The 20,568-nt window shown below is 48.8% G+C and carries 19 protein-coding genes; 3 read left to right on the top strand and 16 right to left on the bottom strand.

Annotation, left to right across the window (positions count from 1 at the left end):
* Position 1 precedes the first annotated feature (1 nt).
* Entirely contained in the window at positions 2-415 is a 414-nt protein-coding gene (locus KDK16_RS02620) for a type IV pilin protein (RefSeq protein ID WP_306670698.1), read from the top strand.
* Between the two features lie 48 nt (positions 416-463).
* Here KDK16_RS02620 and KDK16_RS02615 read toward each other — a convergent pair whose 3' ends face one another.
* The 12 genes from KDK16_RS02615 to murJ all read right to left on the bottom strand — a co-directional run bounded on the left by KDK16_RS02615 (position 464) and on the right by murJ (position 15,220).
* The gene (locus tag KDK16_RS02615) at positions 464-1,324 is read right to left on the bottom strand and encodes a D-hexose-6-phosphate mutarotase (protein ID WP_257274537.1); all 861 of its coding nucleotides are present in this window, start codon (positions 1,322-1,324) and stop codon (positions 464-466) included.
* Positions 1,325-1,455: 131 nt separating this feature from the next.
* Positions 1,456-2,676 (bottom strand): alginate export family protein, encoded by a 1,221-nt coding sequence (locus tag KDK16_RS02610; protein WP_257274535.1) that lies wholly within the window; start codon positions 2,674-2,676, stop codon positions 1,456-1,458.
* A 129-nt stretch (positions 2,677-2,805) separates the two neighbouring features.
* Positions 2,806-3,675: an ABC transporter ATP-binding protein gene (locus tag KDK16_RS02605; protein ID WP_257274533.1), complete on the bottom strand. Its 870-nt coding sequence runs from the start codon at positions 3,673-3,675 to the stop codon at positions 2,806-2,808.
* 23 nt (positions 3,676-3,698) lie between these two features.
* Positions 3,699-4,697, bottom strand: coding sequence for an ABC transporter permease (locus KDK16_RS02600; RefSeq protein WP_257274532.1), 999 nt, complete (start codon positions 4,695-4,697; stop codon positions 3,699-3,701).
* An 89-nt stretch (positions 4,698-4,786) separates the two neighbouring features.
* The gene (locus KDK16_RS02595) at positions 4,787-6,163 is read right to left on the bottom strand and encodes a CmpA/NrtA family ABC transporter substrate-binding protein (RefSeq protein ID WP_257274530.1); all 1,377 of its coding nucleotides are present in this window, start codon (positions 6,161-6,163) and stop codon (positions 4,787-4,789) included.
* Positions 6,164-6,589: 426 nt separating this feature from the next.
* A complete protein-coding gene (locus tag KDK16_RS02590) occupies positions 6,590-7,189 on the bottom strand; it encodes an ANTAR domain-containing response regulator (protein ID WP_257274529.1) in 600 nt (199 codons plus the stop codon).
* A gap of 88 nt (positions 7,190-7,277) precedes the next feature.
* Entirely contained in the window at positions 7,278-8,222 is a 945-nt protein-coding gene (ispH, locus tag KDK16_RS02585) for a 4-hydroxy-3-methylbut-2-enyl diphosphate reductase (protein ID WP_257255214.1), read from the bottom strand.
* Between the two features lie 3 nt (positions 8,223-8,225).
* Complete coding sequence (locus KDK16_RS02580) at positions 8,226-8,705, bottom strand: peptidylprolyl isomerase (protein ID WP_257274528.1); 480 nt, start codon at positions 8,703-8,705, stop codon at positions 8,226-8,228.
* A gap of 96 nt (positions 8,706-8,801) precedes the next feature.
* Positions 8,802-9,296 (bottom strand): signal peptidase II, encoded by a 495-nt coding sequence (lspA, locus tag KDK16_RS02575; RefSeq protein ID WP_257255216.1) that lies wholly within the window; start codon positions 9,294-9,296, stop codon positions 8,802-8,804.
* 231 nt (positions 9,297-9,527) lie between these two features.
* Positions 9,528-12,365, bottom strand: coding sequence for an isoleucine--tRNA ligase (gene ileS / locus KDK16_RS02570; protein WP_257255217.1), 2,838 nt, complete (start codon positions 12,363-12,365; stop codon positions 9,528-9,530).
* Between the two features lie 167 nt (positions 12,366-12,532).
* A complete protein-coding gene (gene ribF, locus KDK16_RS02565; protein WP_257255218.1) occupies positions 12,533-13,456 on the bottom strand; it encodes a bifunctional riboflavin kinase/FAD synthetase in 924 nt (307 codons plus the stop codon).
* Between the two features lie 180 nt (positions 13,457-13,636).
* The gene (gene murJ, locus KDK16_RS02560; RefSeq protein ID WP_257255219.1) at positions 13,637-15,220 is read right to left on the bottom strand and encodes a murein biosynthesis integral membrane protein MurJ; all 1,584 of its coding nucleotides are present in this window, start codon (positions 15,218-15,220) and stop codon (positions 13,637-13,639) included.
* A 285-nt stretch (positions 15,221-15,505) separates the two neighbouring features.
* Between murJ and rpsT the strand changes: the two genes are divergently transcribed.
* Together rpsT and KDK16_RS02550 are read left to right on the top strand one after the other, a co-directional pair.
* Positions 15,506-15,772, top strand: coding sequence for a 30S ribosomal protein S20 (gene rpsT, locus KDK16_RS02555; RefSeq protein WP_257274526.1), 267 nt, complete (start codon positions 15,506-15,508; stop codon positions 15,770-15,772).
* 143 nt (positions 15,773-15,915) lie between these two features.
* A complete protein-coding gene (locus KDK16_RS02550; protein ID WP_257274525.1) occupies positions 15,916-17,127 on the top strand; it encodes a hypothetical protein in 1,212 nt (403 codons plus the stop codon).
* An 80-nt stretch (positions 17,128-17,207) separates the two neighbouring features.
* Here the strand turns inward: KDK16_RS02550 and proB are convergent, their stop codons facing one another.
* The 4 genes from proB to rplU form a co-directional block, all read right to left on the bottom strand.
* Complete coding sequence (gene proB / locus KDK16_RS02545; protein ID WP_257274524.1) at positions 17,208-18,338, bottom strand: glutamate 5-kinase; 1,131 nt, start codon at positions 18,336-18,338, stop codon at positions 17,208-17,210.
* Positions 18,339-18,367: 29 nt separating this feature from the next.
* A complete protein-coding gene (cgtA, locus tag KDK16_RS02540) occupies positions 18,368-19,576 on the bottom strand; it encodes an Obg family GTPase CgtA (RefSeq protein WP_257274523.1) in 1,209 nt (402 codons plus the stop codon).
* Positions 19,577-19,794: 218 nt separating this feature from the next.
* Complete coding sequence (gene rpmA / locus KDK16_RS02535) at positions 19,795-20,052, bottom strand: 50S ribosomal protein L27 (protein WP_257274522.1); 258 nt, start codon at positions 20,050-20,052, stop codon at positions 19,795-19,797.
* A gap of 112 nt (positions 20,053-20,164) precedes the next feature.
* The gene (rplU, locus tag KDK16_RS02530) at positions 20,165-20,476 is read right to left on the bottom strand and encodes a 50S ribosomal protein L21 (protein WP_257274520.1); all 312 of its coding nucleotides are present in this window, start codon (positions 20,474-20,476) and stop codon (positions 20,165-20,167) included.
* Positions 20,477-20,568 lie beyond the last annotated feature (92 nt).

Here is a 20,568-nt window from a genome sequence, read left to right as displayed (position 1 = left end):
AATGATGAACAATAATCAAAATACAATGAACAGATTTAATGGCTTTACACTAATAGAACTTATGGTTGTAGTTGCAATCATAGGCATTTTGGCTGCAATAGCGTTTCCCAGCTATCAAGCCTTTCTCACCGATGGAAGAAGATCAGAAGGACAAACAGCTTTGCTGCAAGCCGCAGGTCAACAGGAGCAGTTTTTTTTAGATAATAAAGTCTATACAACCGATATGACGGCACTTGGCCATGCAAATAGTCCATTTATGACTGAGGATGGATGGTATTCTGTTTCTGCTGCCTGTGCTGTGAATGGCTGTCAAAATGGATATACACTGACTGCCACGCCTCAAGGTGCACAGGCCGCTGATGGAAACCTTACACTTGATTCATTGGGTAGAAGAAACGCTAACTGGGATAACTGAGTCTGAAAAAGCCCTCAAAAAACCTGAGGGCACGATCCCCCCCCCCAATCACCCCACAAAAATCTCAGCCATCAAAACATGACTCTGCCCCGGCTCCAACTCGACAGGAACCTGAGGCAAGGTTATCGTTTCCACACAAACCATAGACTTGTAATCAAAAGTAGGCACGTCGTGCATTTTTTCTGCCCGAACAGGCCCCGGGTTCCAGACAACTGTGCCGTTGCTACCGGATTTTTTGATAGTGATTTTTCTTCCAATACCGGGATCATGCAGGATGCAGGTTTCGTTGTCATCAATATAGGTTCTGTCAACCTCACCCTCGATGATCACTTCGCCTTCCTGAATAAAAGCTCTGCTCTCGTCGGTCTCATCCAGGTAACGTTTCCCATCCAGTCCTTCAATCCAGATCAGATCCGTATTTGAAACACTAAAATAAGTATGCAACGCCTGACTTATTTGAACCTTCCTGGAGCCATTGTTTCTGGAGGTCAGACTGATTCTCAGTGTTTCTCCAACAATAATATCTATACCCAGGCCTGCTTTCCCATCCCATTCTTGAACACCGTCGATGGGCAAAGACAACACGACTCTGGTCTTGTCATTGTCCAGCGTTTCACTCAACTCATATTGCCAAAGTTTTGTACGGGCAAAACCATGATTGGGGCCTCCTTCCTTTCTGGAACCAAACCATGGCCAGCAAACGGGCACACCACCACGAATCGCTTTTCCCTCTGTCATATCTGCCAGTGGGCTCATCCAGAGGACTTTCTCCTGACCTTTTGGCTGATAACTCAAAACCTGTCCCCCTTGTAATGAAATCATGGCGTTGGCAAAAGGGTTGTCGATTTCAAGAACAGGCACAGAGCCCATCATTCTGGGTTTGATGGCAGAATTCGTTTGAAAAGTCATAGCGATACTTCCTGAGTTGAGAGGTCAGAATAACAGACTCATCTTTCAGTAAAATGATCAAACACCTCCTCTTCACGTAAACTTGCACCTATTATGCAAAAGGGAAGCTCAAGCTTCCCTCTTTGCTAATGTTAGAAACTTAAGCCCACCCACAACCAGAATTTATCGGTATCGACCTTGCCAGCATCATCATCGCCTGCTGTATAGGTTGCGTATTTCACACCTGCGTTATAGTGCTTCCCAAACTTCTTGCTGTAAACCAGGTCGATCTCTTTACCCAGATCTTCGACAGTGGCGGTCTCTTCGTCAGCAGTAAAGTCGTGATAGGTAACCGACCACTTACCACCAAAGAGCTTGCCACCCACCGAAGCATAAAGATCTTTAAGACCCTCGCCCGGAGTTTTCAGGAACTGATCTGTCCAGCCATTGAACTTATGAGCGGTAGCCAGTGGTGTCGAGAATCCATAATTACCATCATCGGAACCCAGCACTTCATAACCCACTTTGGTAGTAATACCAAATATTACTACTCCACCCTCGACTAAGTAGAAATTGGCATCGTATTTATTTGAACCTGATTCTGACTCCTGAGTGGCAAACTCTCCGGTGTATAGGATTTTCAGGTCACTAACATCTGCCGAACCTGAGAGTCGCACGCCGTATGTATCCAGCATCTTGTCGGTATTATCTTCTTCCCAGTCAAGCAAGTATGCATAACCGGTAAGCTTTCCTAACGGTGTTGCATAAGAAGCATTGAGCAAATGATCCTTGGATCTCAGATCCTTTTCTTCTGCAAAAATCCGGTTGCGTTTGTTGATGTAAGCATACTTCAGTGACAATCCTTCAACAGGCATATAATCAGCGCTAAGGGCATTAAAGGTTTGTCGATCCTGTCGCCAGCCCACATGCCCTACAAAACGTTGATTGTCGTAAGCGATGACCTGTCTGCCGAGCTTTGCAGTCAACCCTTCCATTTTATATTGAATAAACGCCTGATCGACTTCCGTGACTCCCGGGTCAGCAATCACAGAATAGTCAGTACCATTGCCAACCGTATCATTGTAATCATCAATACCCGCTATGGACCTTGAGTCTTCAAATTCCAAAAGGCCAGAAAAGCCATAATAATCACCTGTCTTGTATCCCAATCGAGACCGAAGCGTCAGTGCTTTAGCATCTTTCAGATTTAACTTTTTGTCTTGATCAACCGTCTCGTATCTGAGCCTGAAGTCACCAAACGCCTCCCCGCCAGTAAGCGCTTCTATGAATTCATCGGCCTGTACGTGAGTTGTTGAGACAGCCGCTGCCCCCGCAATAGCTGCTGCCAGTAGTGTTACCTTTGTGTGTTTCAAGGACTTAAACTCCGTTTTTTTGTTGTGAAAAATCTTTTATCGCCGGGGCGACAAAAAATTATTTCTCTCGCTCATTGCTGATTTATTGTTGTTATTGTTGATTGAGCTGCGTTTTTATCCCTTCGGATACTACGCAGCCTGAAAGCTTTTCTTACTGCCGGAAGCTTCTTTTTTCTTTTTATGCTTGCTGATGTTTTCCACCTTGCGTTGTTTCTCATAGAGGAACTTCAATACTTCTGAGCGCAGGCGGGTGTACTCAAGGTCTTCTGCCAGAGCCAGACGATCTCTGGGACGTTCCAGATTGATGTCAAGAATTTCACCAATGGTGGCTTCTGGCCCATTGGTCATCATGACGATGCGATCAGACAGCAACACCGCTTCATCCACATCATGGGTAATCATGATGACGGTGTTGTTCAGCTCCTGCTGGATCTCCATCAAAGAGTCCTGCATATGAGCCCGGGTCAGGGCATCGAGGGCACCGAAGGGTTCATCCATCAGCAAAATTTCCGGCTGCATGGAGAGAGCCCTGGCAATGCCGACACGCTGCTTCATGCCCCCGGAAATTTCATCCGGTCGCTTGTGCATAGCGTGCTCCATATGCACCAGCTCCAGGTTATGCTCTATCCATTCTTTGGTTTCAGACTTGCTTTTTGAGCGTCCGAAGACCTGCTTAACTGCAAGCTCAACGTTCTGATAGGCTGTCAGCCAGGGCAACAGAGAATGATTCTGGAACACGACGGCTCTTTCCGGCCCCGGTTCCCTGACTTCTTTACCGTTAAGGACTACGCCTCCGGTAGTGGCCTGGTATAGCCCGGCAACAATGTTCAGTACTGTTGACTTACCACAACCCGAATGGCCAATCAGCGAAACAAATTCTCCTTTGCTGATCTTCAGGTCCACTCCTTTCAGTGCCGTGAATGGACCTTTTGGCGTATCAAACACCATGTCGATATGGCTGATATCCAATAAAGTGCTGGCTGCTTTTTGAGCGTTCATGTCTGTTTCACCTCCGTGTTGAATTAACTGGCTGTGCCGGCCTTGTCCCAGGAGACAAAACGCTGCAGCTGAAGCATGGTGCGATCCAACAGAAAACCGATAAACCCGATGACGATAACCGCCACCATAATCCGGGCCAGAGAGTTTGAGCTGCCATTTTGGAACTCATCCCAGACGAACTTTCCAAGACCGGGGTTCTGAGCCAGCATTTCTGCGGCGATCAGAACCATCCAGGCAACCCCTAAGGACAATCTCATACCGGTGAAAATCATCGGAATGGAAGCGGGCAGAACAATTTTCTGCACATGCTTCAAGGCTGGCAGTCTCAGCACACGACTGACATTCACCAGATCCTTCTCAATAGAAGAAACGCCCACTGAAGTGTTGATTACCATGGGCCACAGACAACAGAGCGTGACGGTAATCATAGAATTTAAAAAGGACTTGGCTACCAAAGGGTCAGGACTGATATAAACAGCACTGACGACCATGGTCACCAAAGGTAGCCAAGCCAGAGGAGAAACCGGTTTAAAAATCTGAATAACAGGATTCACTGCCGCATTCAGGGTTTTATTCAGTCCTATGGCAATCCCCAGGGGTATGGCGATGACTGCTGCCAGGACAAATCCACTCAGCACAGTGATAAGGCTGGTGAAGATCTGGTCTGGAAACGTTTCTTTACCGGTGTAGGCACGAACTTTGGGTACGTAATCCGGGTCCTTCGCCAGTCTGGCTTCAATACGCTTCTCTTGTCGCTCATAGAAGGCCTGCTCTTTCACTCGTTCAGCGCTGTGCTCTTCATAAAGCGACCCCATTTGCTCCCAGACTGCCGACGGTCCGGGAAATTTGCCCAGTGATGTATCAATCTTGCTGGCCGCTCCTGCCCAGATCATCAGAAAGACCAGGATGCCGGCAAAAGGAATCAGCAGGGTTTTAAAGGTTTTTGTTATTGTTGTTTTAAGACTTTCGGAAATAATTGGCTTATTGATGTTGTTATTGGCCAACGCAGTTTCAGTTGTCATGTTTGTTCTCTCCCCCAAACAGCCTGAGCGGACAATTCAGTCCGAGCTTGCATGGATCAACCCAAAAGGTTGTTCCATGCACGACAAAATCAGATCTTGTCGCCCTGCTTCAGACCAATACTGAACTTGTTGATGTACTCATTAGGTTTCTTGCCGTTGTATACGATACCGTCAATGAAGTGAGTCTGTGGATTTCTGAACCCGTCTTCTTCAGCAAAATTCGGGAAGTCACTGACCTTGGCCAGTTTGTCTTTAATCAGGGACCTGGCAGCTGCTTCGTAGATGTCCGGACGATAAACCTTCTTGGCAATGTCGACGTACCAGGCATCGGGTTTGTCTTCAGAAATCTGTCCCCAGCGACGCATCTGGGTCAGATACCAGATCGCATCAGAGTAGTAGGGATAAGTAGCGTTATAACGGAAGAAGACGTTGAAATCCGGTACCTCACGTTTGTCGCCTTTCTCATATTCGAAAGTCCCTGTCATGCTATTGGCAATAACATCGTAGTCAGCACCAACATAATTAGACTGAGAAAGTATCTTCACAGCCTCTGGACGGTTGGCGTTGTTGTTTTCATCCAGCCATTTAGCGGCACGGATCAGTGCACGGGTCAGACGAATCGTGGTGTTGGGATATTTCTCGGCAAAGGCTTTGGTAATACCGAACACTTTCTCCGGATTGTCTTTCCAGATCTCGTAATCCGTAACCACAGGAACACCGATGTTTTTGAAGACAGCCTGCTGGTTCCAGGGCTCACCTACACAGTAACCATAGATAGTGCCTGCTTCCATTGTGGCTGGCATCTGGGGTGGCGGGGTCACAGAGAGCAGTGCGTCAGCATTAATCTGACCTGAGGTATCTCCCTTGTGCGGGGCATAATATCCGGGATGAATACCACCTGCTGCCAACCAGTACCTTAGTTCATAGTTATGTGTGGATACCGGAAAGACCATGCCCATGTTGAAGGGTTTGCCCTCGTCCTTGTACTTTTCCACAACCGGCTTTAGGGCGTCGGCTTTGATGGGATGCTGGGGCTTGCCGTCTGCCCGCTTGGGAATATTCGGTTTCATCTGCTTCCAGATTTCATTGGAAACGGTGATACCATTACCATTCAGATCCATTGAAAACGGAGTGATGATTTCTGCTTTTGTCCCATAACCCATAGTTGCAGCAATCGGCTGACCGGCCAACATGTGCGCACCATCGAGCCTGCCATCGATGACACCATCGAGTAACACTTTCCAGTTTGCCTGAGCTTCAATCGTGACGTACAGACCTTCATCTTCGAAGTAGCCTTTTTCGTAGGCGATGGCTATGGGAGCCATGTCCGTCAGTTTGATGAAACCAAACCTCAGCTCTTCTTTTTCTGGATAGCCCAACTCAGCCTTTGCCTGCATCGATACAAGACCACTGACGCTAATCAGAGCACTCAGTGCGACCGACTTTAAGGGTTTAAACCACTTCATTCATTACTCCCGACATCTCTACTGATAGCTCACAGCCCTGCTACCTAAAGATTTATTATTCTGCACCGCTCCCTGAAAATGGCTCCTCGGCTCTGGCGCCTGCTTCGCTCTGACACCCACATCCTGTCGTCTTGCATTTCAGGGATACAGTACATCCGTGTAAAAAAAAAAAGCGCCCACCGCGGCCTGGAAATTCTTCCAGACAGCGGTGAGCGCCTTTGCTCTCTTTCACAACGCCTTTGTTGTGAATGCCTGCTCCTGCCACCCTTGGCAGGAACATTTTTTATTGTTGTAGCTAACTTAAAGCATTCTTCATGCCAACTATTTTCAGTCTCTAACTATGCTTATTTTTTGAATTTTCTTTCATTTTATTTCAGCTTGGTGCATCGCAGTGAAAATGCGCACCAACAACGTGCAACCTTCCGATCATGACGTTTTTTCTTCTAACATGTTGAAAACATCAATGACATTTCTAGCCACAGCCGCCACAGTTTTGCCGTTATCCATAGCCATCTTTCTTAACTTTTTATATGCCAGGTCTTCACTAATCCCTTGCCTGGTCATCAGCAAACCCTTGGCCCTGTCCAATATCTTTCGATCTTCCAGACGACTCCGGGTCTGCACCAGCTCATCTTTCAATGACTGGTATTCCTGAAAGCGGGCAACGGCTACGTCAATAATAGTTTTGAGACGTTGTGGCTGAAGGTCAGCCACGATATAGGCATTAACACCGGATCGAATAGCTTGCTGGACGATATTCTCTGTGGTTTGCTCTACAAACATGACGACAGGAAGTGGAGAAGCCTTACTGATCAAAGCGAGCTTTTCCAAAAGCGAAGGGGCAGGTTTATCCAGACCAATCACCAGAATATCGGGCAAGAGGCTGGAGACAAGGGTCAGCAGGTCCTCATTCTGTTCTTGTCGCTCAATGACTTCATAACCAAACTCATTCAGTGCACGGTTCAAAACAGATAGTCGAGACGAACGGTCTCCAATCAACAACACTGAATTCATAACCTGCAACATTCTCTTCCCTGAAAAGATAACTATTCACAGGTTATTTATAAGCAAAGGCTGTACCAGAGCAATCAGGATTCAGTTAAGCATTTAGAAATCAAACTTCTACGATCCGAAGCTCTTTGGGCATAGTGAAAACAATATTCTCTTCTTCACCTTCAAGCTCTTTCGGCTCTTCAGCGCCTAATTCAATCAGTCGGTTGATGACACCTTTCACCAGCACTTCGGGAGCGGAAGCACCTGCGGTAATACCCAGAGTTTGTTTACCTTCCAGCCACTCAGGCTGAATATCATCAGCACCATCAACCAGGTAAGCTGATGCACCTGTTCTTTCTGCCAACTCCCTGAGGCGATTGGAATTGGAACTGTTCACAGAACCTACCACAAAGACTGTATCGCATTCCGATGCCAGAGCCTTCACAGCATCCTGACGATTTTGAGTGGCGTAGCAGATATCGTCTTTACGTGGTCCGTTAATTTCAGGGAACCTGACTCTCAGAGCATCAATCACCCTCGCAGTATCGTCCATGGACAGTGTCGTCTGAGTCACGTAAGCAAGATGTTTCGGATCTTTCACTGCCAGTTTTTGAACATCGTCTTCTGTTTCAACGAGGTACATCTTCCCGCCATTAGCGTCGTCATACTGGCCCATGGTACCTTCCACCTCGGGATGACCATCATGACCAATCAGAATACACTCCATGCCGTCACGGGAGTACCGCACAACTTCCATATGGACTTTTTTGACCAGAGGACAGGATGCATCAAAGACTTTCAGACCTCGACGGTCAGCTTCTGCTTCGACCGCTTTGGAAACACCGTGAGCACTGAAAATAACAATAGAATCATCCGGTATCTGATGAAGCTCCTCGACAAATATGGCACCACGCTCTTTGAGATTTTCGACCACAAACTTGTTGTGAACAACTTCGTGACGCACATAAATGGGAGGCTCAAAAACATCCAGAGCCCGGTTTACAATGTCGATAGCCCGGTCAACGCCTGCACAGAATCCCCGGGGATTTGCCAGCCTGATTTTCATACCTCAGCACTCTTTATCCAGTGTATGAGTTTCTGGTGTATTAGCCGCTTGAGTGATGTTCAGAACTTTCACTTCAAACAACAGTTCTTTACCTGCCAGTGGATGATTGAAGTCCACCTGAACATGGCTGTCTGTCAAACCTGTAATAACACCAGCCAGCTCAGAGTTGGCCGCATCGGCAAAAGAAACGACCAAGCCCTCCTGCAACGCCATGTCACCAGAGAAACTGTCCCTGGCAAATTCCCTGATATTTTCAGGATTGGGCATACCAAAAGCACCGGCAGGAGGAATTCTGAAACTGCCCTGATCGCCCTCGGACAGACCATAAATCACCTGTTCAAAACCCTGAGGCAGGTTTCCATCCCCCACGACAAAAGTGGCAGGCTGGCCATCAAAATTACTGTCTACCACCTGCCCGTCTTCCAGTTTCAGGGCGAAGTGCAGCGTTACCTGCCTTCCTGGTCCTACCACAACATCAGACATTGTTTTTCTATACCCGCTTTCGAAAAATCCATTCATACACAAACAATGGCAGCCGTCAGCTAAAAGATTCCGGGTGCCTCACAGTCCGATACAATTTCAGCTATGACTGTTGTGTTGAGGCCGGAAAATATCCAGAATCAACATCGCTGCACCGGAGGTAATGGCCATATCCGCCAGATTGAAGGATGGAAAATACCAGCCGTCATAATACACCAGCAAGAAATCCACGACGTAACCATTCATGAACCGGTCATAAAGATTGCCCAGTGCACCTCCCAGTATCAGAGCCATGGAACATGCCTGCCATCTTTCATCTTTTTTCATTCGGGCAAGCCAGATGACCAGCATCAGACTGACAACCGATGCCACTCCCACAAAAAACCACCGTTGCCAGCCCCCTTGATCACTCAGAAAACTAAAAGCAGCGCCGGTATTATAGGCCAGAGTCAGTGAGAAAAAGGATGGGATGACAGGCACCTGCTCATAAAGATATAAACTGTCCACTACCCGATGCTTGACCAGCTGATCCAGAATCAGAACCACTCCACTGATCCACAACCAGTGGAGCATTCCCCAGGAATTTTTTCTCATACCGTTGAGGCCCTTTTAATCTGTCTTAGTGAGTCCCAGTTAAATCTTATGCCGAGTCGTATAAACGTCGATATGGTTACAAACCGAAATATAAGATAAAGCTCTAAGCCTATAACTCGAGGAACTTAGTATTCCTTCTCTGGTTGACTGTTCTTGCAGTCAAAAAATGGAGCACCAGTGAGTGAAAAAATGCCCGAACTGTATCGGGCATTTCTGACTCATGATGATCAATCAGGCAAACTTCCTTACTTCACCTTCACCATCAACATTATCAACACAACGGCCACAGAGTGTTTTGTGAGCTTCAATAGTGCCAACGTCTTCACGACGGTGCCAGCAACGAACACACTTCTCATGCTCTGACTTGCGAACAGCCACCTTCAGACCATCAACATCGGTATCCACGGCATTAATAGCTTCACAAAGAGGCTTCAGTTCAGCCTTGGAAGTAATCAGGACAAAGCGCAGTTCATCGCCAAGCTTGCCCAGTGTTTCGAGCAGTTCTTCATTGGCAAACAAGGTTATTTCTGCTTCAAGTCCGCCACCGATCACACTTTCATTACGGTCACCTTTTCGAGCATCTTCAAGAGCCTTGTTAACAGCGTGTTTCACGGTCATGACGGAGTTCCAGTATTCAGCACCCAACTCATCACCCTCAAGACTTATCAGGTTTTCATACCAGGTTTCCAGCAGAACAGACTTGCTGCGCAGACCAGGAATAGCCTGCCAGATCTCATCAGCTGTAAAACTGGTGATAGGCGCTATCCAACGGGCAAACGCTTCAACGATATGGAACATAGCGGTCTGACAGCTTCGACGCGCCAGACTATCTGACTGCGTTGTATATTGACGATCCTTGATAATATCCAGATAGAAACCGCCCAGATCCAGAGAGCAGAAATTATGGACTTTCTGGTAAACATTCAGAAAATTGTAGCTGTCATAAGCGTCAATGACTTCTTCCTGCAATTTCATGGCTCGATCCACTGCCCAGCGATCCAGAGACAGCATATCGTCCCGGGCCACAGTGTCAGTTTCAGGGTTAAAACCGTTCAGGTTAGATAGCAGAAAACGAGCCGTGTTTCGAATACGACGATAGCTGTCTGCCGTACGCTTGAGAATTTCATCAGATACGGTCATTTCTGCGGTGTAGTCAGTTGCAGAGACCCAGAGGCGCAGAATATCGGCGCCCAGTGACTTGAATACCTTCTGGGGAGCAATGACATTACCCAGAGACTTGGACATCTTGCGACCATTGGCATCCACCGTGAAACCATGAGTCAGGAGCTGCTTATAGGGAGGCACTCCTTTGGTAGCAATACCGGTCTTCAGGGATGACTGGAACCAGCCACGATGCTGGTCAGAACCCTCTACATAAATATCTGCAGGTGAATGCAGGCCCTTGCGACGATCCAGCACAGAATAATGAGTGACGCCGGAATCAAACCAGACGTCCAGAGTGTCTGTCACCTTCACGTAATGTTCAGCGTCTTCCGCTGTTAAGAGGTCAGAAAGCTCCAGATCAAACCAGGCATCCATACCTTCACGCTCGACTTTCAAGGCCACTTTTTCAATCAGGGCAGAAGTATCCGGGTGCAGCTCTTCGGTTTCCTTGTGAATAAACAGAGCAATGGGCACCCCCCAGGTACGCTGACGAGAAATACACCAGTCGGGGCTCTGACCCAGCATGGACTCCATACGGTTACGGCCCCAGTCCGGAGTGAACTTGACGTTATCCAGTGACTTCATGGCGGTATTCAGCAGACCTTCTTTTTCCATGCTGATAAACCATTGAGGTGTAGCCCGGAAAATCAAAGGCGTTTTGGTTCTCCAGCAGTGTGGATAGCTGTGCACCATTTTGGCCTGAGCCAGCAAACGACCATTACCTTCGACCGCTTCGACAACCTTTGGATCAACCTTGTAAACGTGTTCACCAGCAAACTGTTCAACGTGGCTGCGATAAACACCGGCATCATCCAGGTAGTTCAGAGTGCCAATGCCGTATTTTTTACCAACATTAAAGTCATCCACACCGTGGTCAGGTGCAGTATGAACACAGCCGGTACCAGCGTCGGTTGTGACGTGATCACCCAGGATCAGTGGGATTTCACGCTTGTAGAATGGGTGGGCAACTTTTTTGCCTTCCAACCGGACGCCCGGGCTACGGGCAATCATGGTGTAGTCTTCAATGCCATAACGCTGCATGGCTGACTCAACCAACTGCTCGCCAAGAATCAGTCGTGCAGGCTGACCGTTTACCTGACACTGAATCAGGGCATAACCCAATTCAGCTCCCAGTGTCACCGCCTGAGAAGATGGCAAAGTCCATGGCGTTGTTGTCCAGATGACAACAGCTACCTCCCCTTCACCTTGCTCTTCACTGTCAAAATCAAATGCAGACAGCAGGTCAGCATCATCAAGAGCGGCATAACGCACATCAATCTGGGTGGACGTTTTTTCCTGGTATTCCACTTCAGCCTCAGCCAATGCAGAACCTCCGGCCACACTCCAGTAAACAGGCTTATAACCTTTCACCAGATGACCGTTGTCGGCTATTTTACCCAGGGCTCGAATTATGTCGGCTTCGGTCTGGAAATCCATGGTCAGATAGGGCTTATCCCAGGCACCCAGAATGCCCATGCGCTTAAAGTCTTCACGTTGACCATTAACCTGTTTGCTGGCGTAATCACGGCATTTGGCACGGAAAGTTTTAAAATCAACCTTATCACCCGCTTTGCCCAGCATACCTTCCACTTTGTGCTCAATCGGCAGACCGTGGCAGTCCCAGCCCGGCACATAGGGCGCATCAAAACCGCTCAGGGTTTTGGACTTGATGATCATGTCCTTAATGATTTTATTGACCGCGTGACCGATATGAATATCGCCATTGGCATAAGGAGGGCCATCATGCAGAATGAACTTTTCACGACCTTCAGATACCTTGCGAATTTCTTCATAAAGCGCCTCGTCGTACCAGCGCTTGAGCATTTCAGGCTCACGCTTGGCCAGATTTCCACGCATTGGGAAATCAGTCTCCGGCAAGTTCAATGTATGCTTATAGTCGGTCATAGTTGGATCTCATCATCACACGTCTTGCGGGCCAGACACACATGCCCATCAATCGTCATCCCAAACTGTTTTAAGAAACTCGTTCGGAGGTTCCGAACGACGTTCCCGGCAATCTTCTCACGACCTGTTCCATCTAAGCGTTCATGAAACAGGTTTTTCAATCTGGCTTATTGATGAAAGAAGCTTCTTGCTGCTTTTACATCATCGGTAATCGCTGCCTTGAGGGCATCCAGCGATTCAAACTTTTTCTCATCACGGATTTTCTTAATAAACTCAACCCGCAGAGTGTGGCCATAAAGGTCTCCCTGGTAATCCAGAAGATGCACCTCCAGCATGGCACGCTTAGCCTCCAATGTGGGCCTGACACCCAGATTCGCTACCGCATCGTGGCTTCGGCCATCGAACAACACCCTGACTGCAAACACTCCCTGTATGGGCAGCGTCCGCCTGCAGACACGTATATTGGCTGTTGGAAAACCCAGCTGCCTACCCAGCTGCCGACCTTTGATAACACGCCCCATCATGGTGAAGGGACGCCCTAACAATTTTTCTGCTGCACTCAGACTCACATTCGCCAACTGCTGACGGATCCGGGTACTACTGATACGATCCATATCCATGGATACCGTTCGGGTATCGCACACCTCAAACCCGAACTGATCGCCCATCTTTCTCAGGTGCGCAAAATTTCCCTGCCGTTTCAGTCCGTAACGGAAATCATCTCCCACTATCAGGTAGCGTATGTCCAGCCCATCCACCAGCACCTTCATAACAAAATCATCTGGCGTAAGGTTTTGCAGCTTCTGATTAAAAGGCAGGCACAATACCTGTTCAACACCGGCCTCTTCCAGAAGCGTCAGTTTTTCTCTCAGGTTGGAAAGCCTCGGCGGCGCCTGACCGCCCTGAAAATATTCCCGGGGCTGAGGTTCAAAAGTGATCACGCAGACCCTGACGCCCAACTCGAAGGCTTGCTGCCGCAGTGTCTCCAGGATAGTGCGGTGCCCCAGATGAACACCATCAAAATTACCAATAGTCGCAACACAGGCGCGATGCTCCGGTCTGATATTGTGCATTCCGCGAATCAACTGCATTGGGCGGTTTATTCTCTGTTAGGCTGGCAAAGGCAGGGATTATATCTCAGGTGCGTTATGGACTTAAGAGCCATATTCATCAAATCGCTGCTCTTTTTTCCGGGATTGAATATTTCGCTCATGAAACTGCTAAAAGGAAATCTGGCAGACAATAACAAGCTGTCCGCCGGACCCTGGTCTTTAATGTCTGAATTGAGCAGGGCGCAATCCCATGACCAAGAGTGCCGCTGCGTAAACAGCAAGTCCGGCACCAACCACTTTCGCCATTTCAGACACTCTCTGCCAGAGCGTGGCATCCAACCACCAGACAGCCTCCCCCGCCATCCAGACCAATAGCAGCGCCATTGCAAGATTGGCAAAGATCAGACGCCCACAGAATAACCACCACCCCGATTCAGGAGTGAATACTCCGGAACGTTTTAACCCCCACAACAATAACCCGGCATTCAAGAAGGCAGACAAAGTGGTAGCCAGAGCCAGACCAGCATGTTTCAGCCAGAAAACCAACATCAGATTAAGAGCCATATTGGCCACCATCGCGATAATGGCAATCTTGACCGGAGTCTTGGTATCCTGACGGGCAAAGTAGCCTGGCGCAAGCACCTTGATCAACATAAAGGCGATCAAACCCAGAGAATAAGCCCGCAGACTCATACCCGCCATCACCACATCCCGGTTCTGCATCTCACCGTAATCAAATAATGTTGCCAGCAGAGGCTCTGACAATATGAACAGCGCAATGCCCGCTGGAACGCCAATCAACAGGACAAGACGAATAGCCCAATCCAGGGTTTTGGAAAACTGATCTCCGGCGTCATCAGCATGCTTGCGAGAGAGGCTCGGAAGAATCACTGTGGCAATGGCGATACCAAAAACACCCAGCGGCAGTTCTGACAGGCGGTCAGAGTAATAAAGCCAGGAAACACTTCCGGTTTCCAGAAAAGATGCCAGCACCGTATCCAGCAACAAGTTGATCTGACTGACGGATACCCCGAATAACGCCGGAATCATCAGTTTTACGATTCGCCTCACACCTTCGTGCTTATGTCCCCACCCGGGGGCAGGCAGCAGGTGAATCTGCAGTAAAAAAGGAATTTGCAGCAACAACTGTGACACACCGGCAATCACAACCCCCCAGGCCAGAGCCATGACAGGCTCATCAAACCATTGTGACAGGAAGACAGTTGAGCCAATCAGACTGAGATTCAGCAGGACCGGGGTAAAGGCAGGTACCGCAAACCGGTTGTAACTATTCAGTATGGAGCCCGCCAGAGCAGTCAGCGATATCAGCAAAAGATAGGGAAAAGTAATCCTCAGCATCTCTTCAGCCAGCAGCAGCTTTTCAGGGTAATCAACAAAACCCGGAGCAAACAGGCGGATTAAAAGGGGAGAGGCCAGCATACAGACCAGAGTCACCAGCAGCAGCAAAACCGTCAGGGTACCACTGACCCGACTGAGCAGATAGCGCACCTCTTCAAAGCTGCGTTTACTACGATACTCTGACAACACTGGTACAAATGCCTGGGAAAAAGCGCCCTCAGCAAACAGCCGACGAAGAAAATTTGGAATCTTGAAGGCTACAAAGAATGCATCTGCTGACGAAGTAGAACCAAAGTACCCTGCAATGACTACATCTCTGGCCAACCCCAACACTCTGGAAAGCATGGTCATCATTCCCACAACCACACTCGATCTCAACAAACCGGGCGTTTTATCCTCATCTTCACTCTTCTGAGGGCTCTCTGATAGGTTCTCTATGGACATTCAGGTTGCTCAAACGATCAAAAACTGGCGATAGTACTGAGTTGTCAAAGTTAATAACAGCATGATGCGGGTTTGCGTGCCAAAGCGTCAAGAAGCCTTATTGACAACCCTTGTTCAAATAGGCATGATTCCGCGACTCGACTGTATGGGTATGGCACTGGTGAAGCCCTTGCCCGGGGGATTCGTCGGTGACGCGGCAAACACCATACTCCCAACAGGGTGCCCGAAGCAGCCCTGTTTAAAGACAGTGCAAACGGTTAATCAAGATTCTTAGGAGCACCACAAATGGCTAACTCTCCATCCGCCAAGAAGCGCGCCCGTCAGGCTGAGAAGCGTCGTAATCACAATGCTTCCCTGCGCTCCATGGTTCGTACTTCTATCAAGAAAGTAGTTCGCGCCATCGAAGCCAAAGACATTGAACTGGCTAAAACTGAATACACTGCGGCTGTGCCAGTGATCGACCGCATGGCCGACAAAGGCATCATCCACAAAAACAAGGCTGCTCGTCACAAGAGCCGCCTGAATGCACAGATCAAAGCTCTGTCTGCATAATTGTTAGCCCCGCGTAGCAAGGGCATTACAAAAAGGCCGGTTTTTTACCGGCTTTTTTTATGCCTTTACAAATTGAAACTTTAAATTCACAACTATACTTCCGCATTGTTTCTTTCTACCCCCTCTCAACGAGGATCTTAATCATGCGGTATGTTTATTCGTTACTCTTGCTCGCTTTCAGCTGCCTGACAGCAACGCTCTCTTATGCGACGCCCACTCCACAGGAATTCACTTTGGTATTTTGCGCCCCAAAAGGCACATCGACTGAGGTAATTACCGAGATGGGAATAGCCAAATTCGCCTACAAAATAAACCCCGTCGAGGCTGCTGCAATCGTACAAGAGACGGTGTCTGATTACCCCACACTTCCAAAAGTCGTCTGCACCGGCGAGATCACAAAGATCATGCAGATAGCCAAAATTGGCAATCACCCTACTCCGACCGAAAGCGATCATGAGTTCTTCCGGAAGATCGCAGATGCTGTTACCAAGACTCACGCGTCGTTCGAGACATTCGCCAGGGGCGACAATCAGTTCCTTTACCGAACTATCGCCATGGAGAACGCAAAAGAGGTTTTCATGGACTCCAGGAATGCTCAAGCCTCCGAACAAAAAGATTCCGGCCTGACCAATAGTGGAATCAGCGATTATATGAGCAAAAATACCGGCATGCTCCTCCTGCTTCCACCTCTGGCATTCGGTGCAGCCGGTGCCTCTGAATACACCATTTACTACGTTATGGCACTCGCTCTGGGTATTTCGTTTCACCAAACAGGCATCTGGAATTCACTGACTATCTTGACACTGAATACCGCCGGCATCATTGCTCAGGCAAACCTTCTTTACCAACAAAACAAGGGCGCCGAGTTTCAAGACGATTGGGATACCGGAGGCTATGCTTTAGAGACAGTAAAAGAGGAGTATCAGAAGTTACACACGGAAGGCACAGATTATAACACTGTAGCAACCACCTCATGGGCTGTTCTGAGCCAACAAGTCGCAGTCTCTGCATTTACCTTCAGCTCCATCAAAATGGCAGCGGCCAAATATTTAGGCATGGGCGCAAGAAGCGCTCTGGGTGTTTCATTTGGTCAGGCTGCCTTTAACATTATCTTTGAAAGTTTGACAGGCTCCCCTCTGGAAGACTGTATCCCCATTTTCAAATACAATAGGAAACACAGCGCCATCAGTGCCAAAAACTGGCCTTACTACGGCAAAAAATTTGTCGCCTCCAACTTTTTCCTGATTCTCTGGGCTGCCAAACAATCAGGATTGATTGCCAGCCATACTGCCTGGCTGGGCAAACACTTGGCAAAAGCATCATCCTTTCTGTGGAGAAAAAACAAACAGGAATAAAAGTGTGAAAACCGGGATCAGATCATGAAGTCTACTTTCAAAATAAGTTACGATCTGGTCCCATAGACCCCATAACTGGCTCAATGCCCTGCAAGCACCATATTATCTCGATGCAAAAGCTCAGGCTCTCCCGAATAACCTAGCAATTCACCAATCCTGTGACTGGGTTTACCAATAATTTTCCTGGCATCATCTGAACCATAATTGATCAAACCACGAGCCACTTCATGGCCGGACTCATCGACACAGGCCACCATCTCCCCGCGGAGGAAGCGCCCCTCTACAGCCTTTACCCCGACAGCAAGAAGGCTTTTGCCCTGATTTTTAAGCACATTCACTGCACCCGCATCCAGCATCAGCTTACCTGAAGTCTGCATATGCCCCTGCAACCACTGCTTGCGAGCAGCCATTCGTTCATGATCCGGCGTGAGCAAAGTACCCAGAACTTCCTGCTCAAAAAGACGACGGATGACATTCTCAATCTTCCCACCGACGATGACTGTTGCCGCACCAGAAGCCGCAGCCTGACGAGCTGCCCGAAGCTTGGTTTGCATACCACCGCGACCCAGACGACCGCTGACACCACCCGCCATAGCATCCAAAACAGGATCAAGGGCTCTGGCCTCATTCATCAATCTCGCAGCGGGGTTTTTACGAGGATCTTCTGTATACAAACCATTCTGATCCGTCAGAATCACCAGAACATCGGCCTCCACCAGATTGGCCACCAGTGCACCGAGGGTATCGTTATCACCAAATCGAATCTCATCGGTCACAACGGTATCGTTCTCATTAACGACGGGCACCACCCCCATATCGAGCAACGTCCTCAGGGCACTGCGAGCATTCAGATATCGTTGACGATTACTGTGATCAGCGTGAGTCAGCAGCACTTGGGCTGGTTGAACATCATGCCTCTGAAAACTGCTTTCCCAAGTTTGAACCAGTCGCGTCTGACCCACAGCAGCAGCAGCCTGAAGCTCATTCAGAGCACTCGGCCGCTGCTTTTTCCCAAGCTTTTCCATACCTGCCGCTACCGCCCCGGATGATACCAGAACCAGCTCAATGCCCTGTCTACGCAGTTCGCACAACTGATCAACCCAACCATCAATCTGTTCAACGGCCAGACCACGTCCTTCATCCGTTAACAGGGCGCTGCCTATTTTGACCACCCAGCGCCGGGCTGTTTTCAGTCTGCTACGCTCACTCATGCTACTCTCCTGCGCTCTCTTCTTTAAGATCAGGGTGCGTAGAACACTTCAACGTCATCATCGTCGTCATGATCATCATCGTCTCGAGCCGCTTTTTCAGCCTTTCTGGCCAGACGCTGCTGCCTTCTCTCTTCTGCCAGCTCGCGCATTCGCCTGCGAGCCTCTTGTTCCAGCTTGTGACGAACCTCTGCTTCCTGAGCGGCCATTTCTGCATCTTCGCTTTCCTGAAGATTACGTTCTTCAATGTAAGTCATCAGGTCCTGAGCCAGCTTTTCTGTGCCCCGGGAAGAGATTGCAGAAATCTTATAAACAGGACCTTCCCAACCCAGTTCTGAGATCACCTGATCACAGACTCTCTTCTGCTGATCTTCCGGCAACAGGTCGAGCTTGTTCAATACCAACCATCGCTCACGCTCAGCCAGGGCAGGACTAAAACGTTTCAATTCATCCACAATGGCATTAGCAACATTTACAGGATCGCTCTCATTAAATGGAGCCACATCAACCAAATGCAGGAGTACACGACAACGTGAAAGATGTTTCAGGAATCGAATCCCCAAGCCAGCACCTTCAGCGGCACCCTCAATCAGACCGGGAATATCAGCAATAACAAAACTGCGATGTTTCTCCACACTCACTACACCCAGGTTAGGCACCAGTGTGGTAAAGGGATAGTCTGCCACTTTCGGCTTAGCCTGAGAGACTGAGCGAATAAAGGTGGACTTACCTGCATTGGGCATACCCAGTAGACCCACGTCGGCAATAACCTTGAGTTCCAGTCGAAGCGAACGCTCTTCACCCAGAGAACCTTTGGTAGTCTGCCTCGGAGCACGGTTGACGCTGGATTTAAAACGGGTGTTACCCAGACCGTGCCACCCCCCCTGGGCTACCAGTAGTTTCTGGCCCACGTGAGTCAGATCACCCATCACTTCTTCTGTTTCATCATCCACAACCGTAGTGCCTACAGGTACCGGCAATTCTAAATCCTGCCCCTTGGCACCGGAACAGTTGCGACCACGACCCGCTTCGCCACTTTCTGCCTTATAACTGCGCTGATAACGATAATCCACCAGCGTGTTCAGGTCATTCTCTGCAACCACATAGATGCTGCCACCGTCACCACCATCACCACCGTCCGGTCCACCCTTGGCAACGTATTTTTCACGCCTGAAACTCAGGCAGCCATTGCCACCTTTGCCAGCCTGAACTTTGATGGTGGCTTCATCAACAAACTTCATTCAAAACCTCCCGCAGCAATGACTTCAAACGGTCAATACCTGCAGATAAATACTCAACCAGATGCCCACAGCAAAAGAAAAGCATTGACCTCCAGACACTCAACCTCAGGAGTCTACACCACTCAAATCACTTTACGCACATACAAGAAAGCCCCGCCAAAAAGCGGGGCTTTTCTATGGCGTCACCCTCAACAGGGGGGCGAACACCAGAAGTACTGTTACGCAGCTTCGATGCGAACGTACTTACGCTTCTGAGGACCTTTAACCTCAAAAACAACCTTGCCATCAGCCTTGGCGAACAGAGTGTGATCCTTGCCAATGCCGACATTCTCACCCGCGTGGAATCGGGTACCACGTTGTCGAACCAGGATGTTACCTGCGCTGACGACCTGACCGCCGAAACGCTTAACGCCAAGGCGTTTACTTTCTGAATCGCGACCGTTACGAGTAGAACCACCCGCTTTTTTGTGAGCCATGCTGCTCTCCTTTTAGCTCGGTCCAACAGCCGGCTACCACACCAGATGCAGACCTTAGAAGTATTTAACGAACTGCTTCCAGCCCATCAGCCATGCCTTTTAAAGGCCTGAATTAGCCAGCAATGCCGGTAATTTTCAGCTCAGTGAACCACTGACGGTGGCCCATTTGCTTGCGGTGGTGCTTACGACGCTTGAACTTGATGATCTTGATCTTTGGACCACGACCATGAGCTACAACTTCAGCAGTAACCTTGGCACCCTCAACAACAGGAGCGCCAATTTTGACTTCTTCTCCGTTGGCTACCAGCAGTACATCACTGATATCCAGACTCTCACCTGCCACTACGTCCAGCTTTTCAACCTTCAGGGTTGTGCCTTCAGCAACACGGTACTGCTTGCCGCCAGTTTTGATAACTGCGTACATATTTATCTCCGAAAATCCTAAATAGCCTCTTTGTCAAAGGCATCCGGCGAGATCAGGACTCATTCAAAAGAATAAAGCCAAGGTACCCTGAC

Source organism: Endozoicomonas sp. SESOKO4 (genome assembly GCF_024606275.1).
Note: the sequence above shows the minus strand (reverse complement) of the source record. Positions and strands in the feature narration are given on the sequence as shown.